Raw genomic sequence first — 6,912 nt, forward strand, 5'->3', positions numbered from 1 at the left:
TTAAAATGCTTTACGACTCGCTTTCACTTTCCATAAAGCGCTGAAGCTGATCTTTTAAATTTGGCGGAATACCTTTAATTACAAGCGTATCAGTTGCTTCGTTATAAGTAACACGCTCACCTAAATGTTTACGCTCAAAACTCACGCTTACACCACCACCAAGACCCGAGAATTTAACCATACTGGTTACTGTTTTTTTATCTACCGGAAACGACTCTTCTAAATCGTAACTTTGTTCTTTACAAAAACTATCGAACGGACTGTCGTCACCTTTAGTAAGTGTAGCCGAAAGCTCACTTACGCTTGCATCTTCACCGGTCGTTACACAATCACTGCAGTAATCGAAAACTTGCTTGCGTAAATCGTCTTTTTCAGATTTATCGAATTGCTGCTCTGATAAGTAATCTTCAACGGCACTTAGCATCACTTGGCTTTGCTGTTTTGAGTCTATACCCTCTTCACAGCCTAAAAAGTCTAAGAAAAAGTCAGCAACTTTTCGACCAGCACGTCCTTTAATAAATGAAATATAACGATTGTCTTCAGCTTGTGTATCCCACGCAGTTAAGTCAATACGAGCAGCAAGTTGCATGCGCGATATATCTAGGTGACGTGAAGCGGCTAAATCAAGCTCAGATGTAATTGAATAATGCTCTTTAATGTTAATCATCGCAATTAACATATAATCAGTCGCAACGTACTGATAATGACAAAATACTAAATACCCGGTTTCGTTAAACGCATATTTATCTAGCTCTTCTTTTAAAACCGTTGAAGCTTGCTCAGTCATATGCCAAAAGCCTAGCTCATCGTTACGATAGCTTTGCATTGCAGAGGCTACTACACTGTTTTTATCACCACTAAATGCACAATAACCTTTACCAGGTTTGCCGTTGTATGCATGATGCAATTGTTCGATGAACACAGCCACTTTATCGTTAATGATCATTTCATCATTTCGAAGATGAATTTGCGTATCGTCGTCTTTTTTGTCTACATAATGAACGACTAATTTTTTAACGTCTGTTGTCATCTTTGTTTTTCACGCCTCTAGTGTTAAAATATGGAAATATAACTATTTTATTGAACCAACTGATGCCAATCTTATCAAAATATTCGAATGAAGAAGTAGAACAAATCGTCGATCAGCTCATTGATGTGCTAACTAAACACAATGCGCCGGTTGATCTGAGTCTTATGTGTTTAGGAAATTCTATCACGCATATCTTAAAAGAGCATGTACCAACAGGGAAAAGACAAGCCGTTACCGAGAACTTTGCAAAAGCTCTTGCGCAGTCGGTTAAATAAAATATATGAATTTATCGCAGCACAATGAGTTTTCATCAAAAGCGAGTCAGTTGCTAAGCTGGGGGCATTGGTTTACCTTTGCCAACATTGGCTTAGCGCTACTTATTAGTTTAAGCTATTTATTTGCCGACTCGCCACCTACAAGCTTTTTAGGCATTACTTATATGCTAGTTACATGGCTCAGCCACACTAGCTTTATTGCCTTTTTAGCGTTTGTGCTGACGGTATTTCCGCTTAGTTTAGTTTTCCCCTACCCTAGGCATATTCGCGGTATGGCTGCGGTAATTGCTACGGTTGGGGCTTCATTACTTACACTTGATGCATATGTGTATTTTAATTTAGGATATCATTTAAGCACATCCGCTTTACCCGAAATTTTATCGCTTTTATGGCATCGTTTAACAAGCTCACCAGCGCTAACAACAATACTTGCTAGCGGCATTGTTTTACTTATATTAGCCTTTCAGTTAGTTGTAAGTAATTTTACATGGCAACGTTTAGAGCAATTAAAACAATTTAAATTTGCGCGATATGCAATTTCATTATTAATCGTTTGTTTTGCACTAAGCCACAGCATTCATATTTGGGCTGATGCAAATTTAGAGTTTGATGTTACTAAACAAGATAACGTATTACCGCTTTCGTACCCTACAACAGCTAAAAGCTTATTAGCTAAAAACGACCTGCTTGATATAGAAACGTATAACCAAGCGCATAACGTTAAAATTAATAATCAAAATATAAATTATCAAATGCCAGCGCCTTTAGAAAAATGTGAAGACTACACTCAAGCTAACGTAGATATATTTGTATTTGAAACTGATGAACAATTAGCACAGTTTGTAGCTAAAAATAAAAACATGTATAAAACCGAGCGATTTTTACAACCAACTGATCATAGCGATATGCTATTTAGTCTTGTATATGGTTTACCTGCTTTTTATAAAGCCGCAATTGTGAAAGATCAAACTTTACCTGCATGGCAAAGTCAACGTCGTAGTATTGAAATATCAGGAATAGATGAGCTAAGCTTTGTTAACGACCAAGCACACACAAACAGTGCTATTAGGGTTATTAAAGGCTCTGAAATTACAGTACCTCGTGATCACGCACAGTTTTTTGCTTTTAGCCTAGCAAGTGAAAACCAAGAGGTTGTAAGTACTTCTAGCTTATATAGTTCTGACAAGCGAATTTCTAAGGTTGACGGGTTAATTCAACCAAGTGACTTAATTGCGACAAGTGTTGGACAGTATTTAAATTGTAAAGCAATTACAACGCAAACAATGCTTGGCGTTAACTTATACAATAAAAAAGACGACATAGGCGTTAACTATTCACAAGGTGTCGTTATAGCCTATAAAAAAGATAGAATTACACTAATAGATTCAGATGGTAATTTTAAAAATATTTCTGCCGCTGAAGGTTTTTCTATTGAACAAGGACTCGATATTCCATTTTTAGTGCAAAGCATTAAAAAACTAAAAACATTTATTCAGTAACCGTTACCCCTAACCTAGCTTGCTATACTACCAAGCTAGGTTATAGTTTTACTTTAAGGCTATGGCGCCTAATAAAGTAGAATAATCACAGGGATGACCGCTATGTTTAAACTGTTTACTTACTCTTTTTACGTATATTGTATTTGTATTAGCTTTTATAGTAATAGCGCAAATACTTACTACAAATGTGTTACGGAAAAAGGCACTACCTTTTCTCAATTTCCCTGTGATAATGACGCTACTGTTTATAAAGTACACACTACAACAAATCAGCAAACTGGGCCTAAAGTTGACTACACCAAACAATTGAACGAACTAGAACGTGAACGGTTGTTAAGTGGTTTGCAGGCGGAACTTCGTAGTAATAATCATAAATTAACGATACTCGAGCGTGAAAAAGAACGTGCTGAATATAAGCAGCAGCAACGCCTCAATCATATTTTAGCTAACGACGATAAAAAACGTATTACTAGCGATATTACTAAAAAGCTAAAAGTGATTAATAAAGAGTATAAAAAGGATGTATCCGCGATTACTAAGCGGATAAAATCACTCGAAAAGAAGATAAATTCATATAAATAAGTTAAACAGAGATTAAAATATTACATCCGTACCATGTACTTTATTTAGCTTGGTTTTAAACTTAAAATAACATACCCTTAACACAATAGAGTATAAGCTCTAGCGTCTATTAAGGAGTTCACATGCAGGCACGTCGTATTGCCGAACTAATTTTAACAGGCTTTAAAAAGCACTATAAACTATTTCAAAAAATAACAGCGAAAGCCCCCCATGCTTTCGCCAATAAAGATTGGCAAGCAATAAATGATATTAGCCGATTACGTATTAGCTATTACGATAATCGCGTTAACGAAACTACACAAGCCTTACAAAAAGCACAATCGACCGATGAGCTAAATGAAGCTCTATGGCTTGAAGTAAAAAAAATATACCAACACTTTTTATGTTTTCATCCTCAGGCTGAACTTGCAGAAACCTTTTATAACTCCGTATTTTGTCGTCTGTATCATAGACGCTACTTTCATAATGACTTTATATTTGTACAAGCCACATTAAAAGATGACCCACCGGTACCAGTTGAAGCAGAATATAGAAGTTATTTTCCGGTAGTCGATGGTTTAAAACCAACAATAAAACAAATTATCAATCACTTTGATTTTAAAGCTTCATTTGTCGATTTAGAGAGAGATATTCGCCTGCTCGTTAAGGCATTTTATAAGCAAGCACCCGATACACATCATCAACCATGGCAAATGCGATTTGATATACTCCATACCCCATTTTATCGAAATAAAGCAGCTTACATTATTGGTCGAGTTGTATCTAAAAGTGGCGTACAGCCTTTTATAATTGCCGTGCTACACCATGAAGACAAAGGCTTATACTTAGATGCATTATTGACTAAATCATCGCAAATGCGTGTTATTTTTGGTTTTGCTCGTGCTTATTTTATGGTTGAAACTCACGCCCCATCAGCATTGGTACGCTTTTTAAATCAGCTTATGCCGAACAAAACAATAGCTGAACTTTATAATGCTGTTGGTTTTCACAAACAAGGTAAAACAGAATTTTATCGCGAATTTTTAAGTCACCTTACTCACTCTAATGATGAATTTACCATTGCCCCTGGTACGCTAGGCATGGTGATGATGGTATTTACACTCCCCTCTTTTGGCTATGTTTTTAAAGTAATTAAAGACAAGTTTGGTGAAAGTAAACCATTTGGTCGCGACACTGTTTTAAAACGCTATCAATTAGTAAAAAGTCATGATCGCGTTGGGCGTATGGCTGACACCATAGAGTATTCTAATGTCGTATTTCCTTTAGCCCGTTTTGATAGTAATTTACTTGCGCAATTACATAAAACAATTGGCTCATCAATGGTGATCGAAGGTGATTGGTTAATCATCAAACATTTATATATTGAAAGGCGCATGACACCACTGAACCTATTTTTAGAAAATGCAGATGACGAAAGTGCTGCTGATGCAATTGAAGAATATGGTCAAGCACTTAAAGAAATGATTGCCGTTAATATATTCCCAGGTGATATGCTATTAAAGAACTTTGGAGTAAGTAAACACAAACGTATAATTTTTTATGATTATGATGAAGTGCAATATTTAACGGATATGAACTTTAGAGCTCTACCTAAAGCAAAGAGCTACGATGACTATCTTACAAATGAGCAGAGCTATTCAGTGGCCCCTCAAGATGTATTTCCTGAACAGCTTTGTACTTTTGTAACGCCAAATCCAACGTACAAACAATTTTTATTAAGTACACACCCTGAATTAGTTGACGTTAATTTTTGGAAGCAGGCACAACAAAACATAAAAAATGGGCAAGTGAGCCATATTTACCCATACCCGACAGCACAGCGCTTTATCCATCACTGGTAAACGAAGGACACACATGAATATAAGTAAAATAGATTTAAATTTACTGGTTTACCTCGACACGCTACTACGAGAATGCAACGTAACACGCGCTGCAAACCAATTGAGTATTACACAACCTGCAATGAGTAATGGTCTTAAACGGTTGCGAAACCTCTTTAACGACCCTATTTTAGTACGAACCAGCGATGGTATGGTACCGACAGAGCGTGCATTAGAGTTACAACCTGTAATACGCGGTATATTAATGACTCTTGAAGAGACTCTTGCGCCAAACAGAGAGTTTGAAGCAAGCCAAAGTAAACGCGTATTTAGGATTATGGCAAGCGACTATGCGGCGAGCACTCTAGCACCCAAACTGCTTAGTAAATTACACGACGAAGCCCCCGACACGACATTAGATATACTCACCCCTAGTGATGTGACTTTTCATGATGTAGAAAATGGCAAAGTTGATATGGCTATTAATCGCTTTGAAAATCTACCTCAATCGTTTCATCATAAGCGTATTTGGAAAGATAGCTTTTGCTGCTTAGTTAAAGCTGACAATCCCATTATCGAAAGCTTTAGTTTAGATAGCTATTTAAAGGCACGTCATATTTGGGTAAGTAAAACAGGCTTTGGTGTTGGCGTTGGAATGGATCCTAAAGATGTACAAAAACTTGGTTGGGTAGATGAAGCCCTTGCTCATTTTGGTAAACATCGCAATATTGCTACTTTCACACGTAATTATCATGTGGCGATACACCTAGCCAAAGAAAAAAACCTCATTGCGACTCTTCCCTCTAAAGCTGCGAACATGTACTCGGATGATCCTGGGCTTAAAATTTTAGAACCGCCCTTTCCTATCCCTCCTTTTGAGTTAGATATGATTTGGAGTCCTCTTTTGCACAGAGATGCGAGCCATATTTGGTTACGACAAAAAGTAGCTGAGGTTGCCGAAGAGCTAAAATAACCTTATTACACAATATCTTGTAAAAATTGCTGGGTTAAAAATATTATAAATTAACTTAGCAATTTTAATTCGTTATTATTTCAATAAAAATCAACAGGTTAAAATAGATTAACATGGTGGAATAGCCTTTGCTTTATTAAGTTGTACTTTAATATTCATTTAATAAAAGAGGTCATTATGAACACCCATCAAGGAACAGAAGTAAATCATATTACTGACATTATTCAAGTAATGAACAGCGGCATCGACTTTTACGAAAAAGCCCAAGAAAAAGTAAAAGATCCTGCTATTGGCGCACTTTTCCAGCGTATGATTGATGCCCGTAAAGTAAGTGTTGAGCGCCTACAACCCTATGCTATTAACGAAAAAGGCGAACGCGAAGATGGCTCTTCATTTGCAGTAGAAGCACGCCGTGCATATACAGCCGTTTTAACTACATTTAGTTCAAATAACGATAGTACATACGTTAAAGAGCTTGAAGAAGTAGAAGATAAGACACTAGCAGAAATCAAAGCTGCAATGGATAAACCTCAACCCGCAGATTGTGAAGCAGCTTTAGCAAAAACATTGTTAACAATGCAAAGCTGTCATGCTGAGATGAGTCGAATGCAAAAGCATTAAGTTTTAATTTTTTACGTCAAAACGCCCAGCCTTGTGCTTAATGCCAGTCAGTTAACAGCTGACTGGCGTTTTTTATTGGGGTATTTACTGGGTTTTGGTTTCACACACCTCG

7 protein-coding genes are annotated in these 6,912 nt (G+C 36.8%); 6 read left to right on the top strand and 1 reads right to left on the bottom strand.

What is annotated here, in order from left to right; translation table 11 throughout:
- Window positions 1–10: 10 nt before the first annotated feature.
- Window positions 11–1,030 (bottom strand): nucleoid-associated protein YejK, encoded by a 1,020-nt coding sequence (yejK, locus tag I6F65_RS02245; RefSeq protein WP_197111357.1) that lies wholly within the window; start codon window positions 1,028–1,030, stop codon window positions 11–13.
- Window positions 1,031–1,092: 62 nt separating this feature from the next.
- On the opposite strand from yejK, the gene I6F65_RS02250 reads away from it, so the two are divergent.
- The 6 genes from I6F65_RS02250 (at window position 1,093) to I6F65_RS02275 (ending at window position 6,800) form a co-directional block, all read left to right on the top strand.
- Window positions 1,093–1,305: a DUF1414 domain-containing protein gene (locus I6F65_RS02250; RefSeq protein WP_002961475.1), complete on the top strand. Its 213-nt coding sequence runs from the start codon at window positions 1,093–1,095 to the stop codon at window positions 1,303–1,305.
- A gap of 5 nt (window positions 1,306–1,310) precedes the next feature.
- On the top strand, window positions 1,311–2,804 hold the full coding sequence (locus I6F65_RS02255; protein WP_197111359.1) for a DUF3413 domain-containing protein: 1,494 nt from the start codon (window positions 1,311–1,313) through the stop codon (window positions 2,802–2,804).
- Window positions 2,805–2,906: 102 nt separating this feature from the next.
- Complete coding sequence (locus tag I6F65_RS02260; protein WP_024612906.1) at window positions 2,907–3,386, top strand: hypothetical protein; 480 nt, start codon at window positions 2,907–2,909, stop codon at window positions 3,384–3,386.
- 122 nt (window positions 3,387–3,508) lie between these two features.
- A complete protein-coding gene (gene aceK, locus I6F65_RS02265; RefSeq protein ID WP_024612905.1) occupies window positions 3,509–5,227 on the top strand; it encodes a bifunctional isocitrate dehydrogenase kinase/phosphatase in 1,719 nt (572 codons plus the stop codon).
- A 13-nt stretch (window positions 5,228–5,240) separates the two neighbouring features.
- Complete coding sequence (locus I6F65_RS02270) at window positions 5,241–6,179, top strand: LysR family transcriptional regulator (RefSeq protein WP_024612904.1); 939 nt, start codon at window positions 5,241–5,243, stop codon at window positions 6,177–6,179.
- Between the two features lie 177 nt (window positions 6,180–6,356).
- Entirely contained in the window at window positions 6,357–6,800 is a 444-nt protein-coding gene (locus I6F65_RS02275) for a PA2169 family four-helix-bundle protein (RefSeq protein ID WP_024612903.1), read from the top strand.
- The last annotated feature ends 112 nt before the right edge of the window (window positions 6,801–6,912 follow it).

Source organism: Pseudoalteromonas sp. SWXJZ94C (genome assembly GCF_015864385.1).
Lineage (GTDB): Bacteria > Pseudomonadota > Gammaproteobacteria > Enterobacterales > Alteromonadaceae > Pseudoalteromonas.

Bases quoted from the DNA above. Each gene is read 5' to 3' on its own strand.
- yejK (WP_197111357.1), bottom strand. From the start codon at position 1,030: ATGACAACAGACGTTAAAAAATTAGTCGTTCATTATGTAGACAAAAAA.
- I6F65_RS02250 (WP_002961475.1), top strand. From the start codon at position 1,093: ATGCCAATCTTATCAAAATATTCGAATGAAGAAGTAGAACAAATCGTC.
- I6F65_RS02255 (WP_197111359.1), top strand. From the start codon at position 1,311: ATGAATTTATCGCAGCACAATGAGTTTTCATCAAAAGCGAGTCAGTTG.
- I6F65_RS02260 (WP_024612906.1), top strand. From the start codon at position 2,907: ATGTTTAAACTGTTTACTTACTCTTTTTACGTATATTGTATTTGTATT.
- aceK (WP_024612905.1), top strand. From the start codon at position 3,509: ATGCAGGCACGTCGTATTGCCGAACTAATTTTAACAGGCTTTAAAAAG.
- I6F65_RS02270 (WP_024612904.1), top strand. From the start codon at position 5,241: ATGAATATAAGTAAAATAGATTTAAATTTACTGGTTTACCTCGACACG.
- I6F65_RS02275 (WP_024612903.1), top strand. From the start codon at position 6,357: ATGAACACCCATCAAGGAACAGAAGTAAATCATATTACTGACATTATT.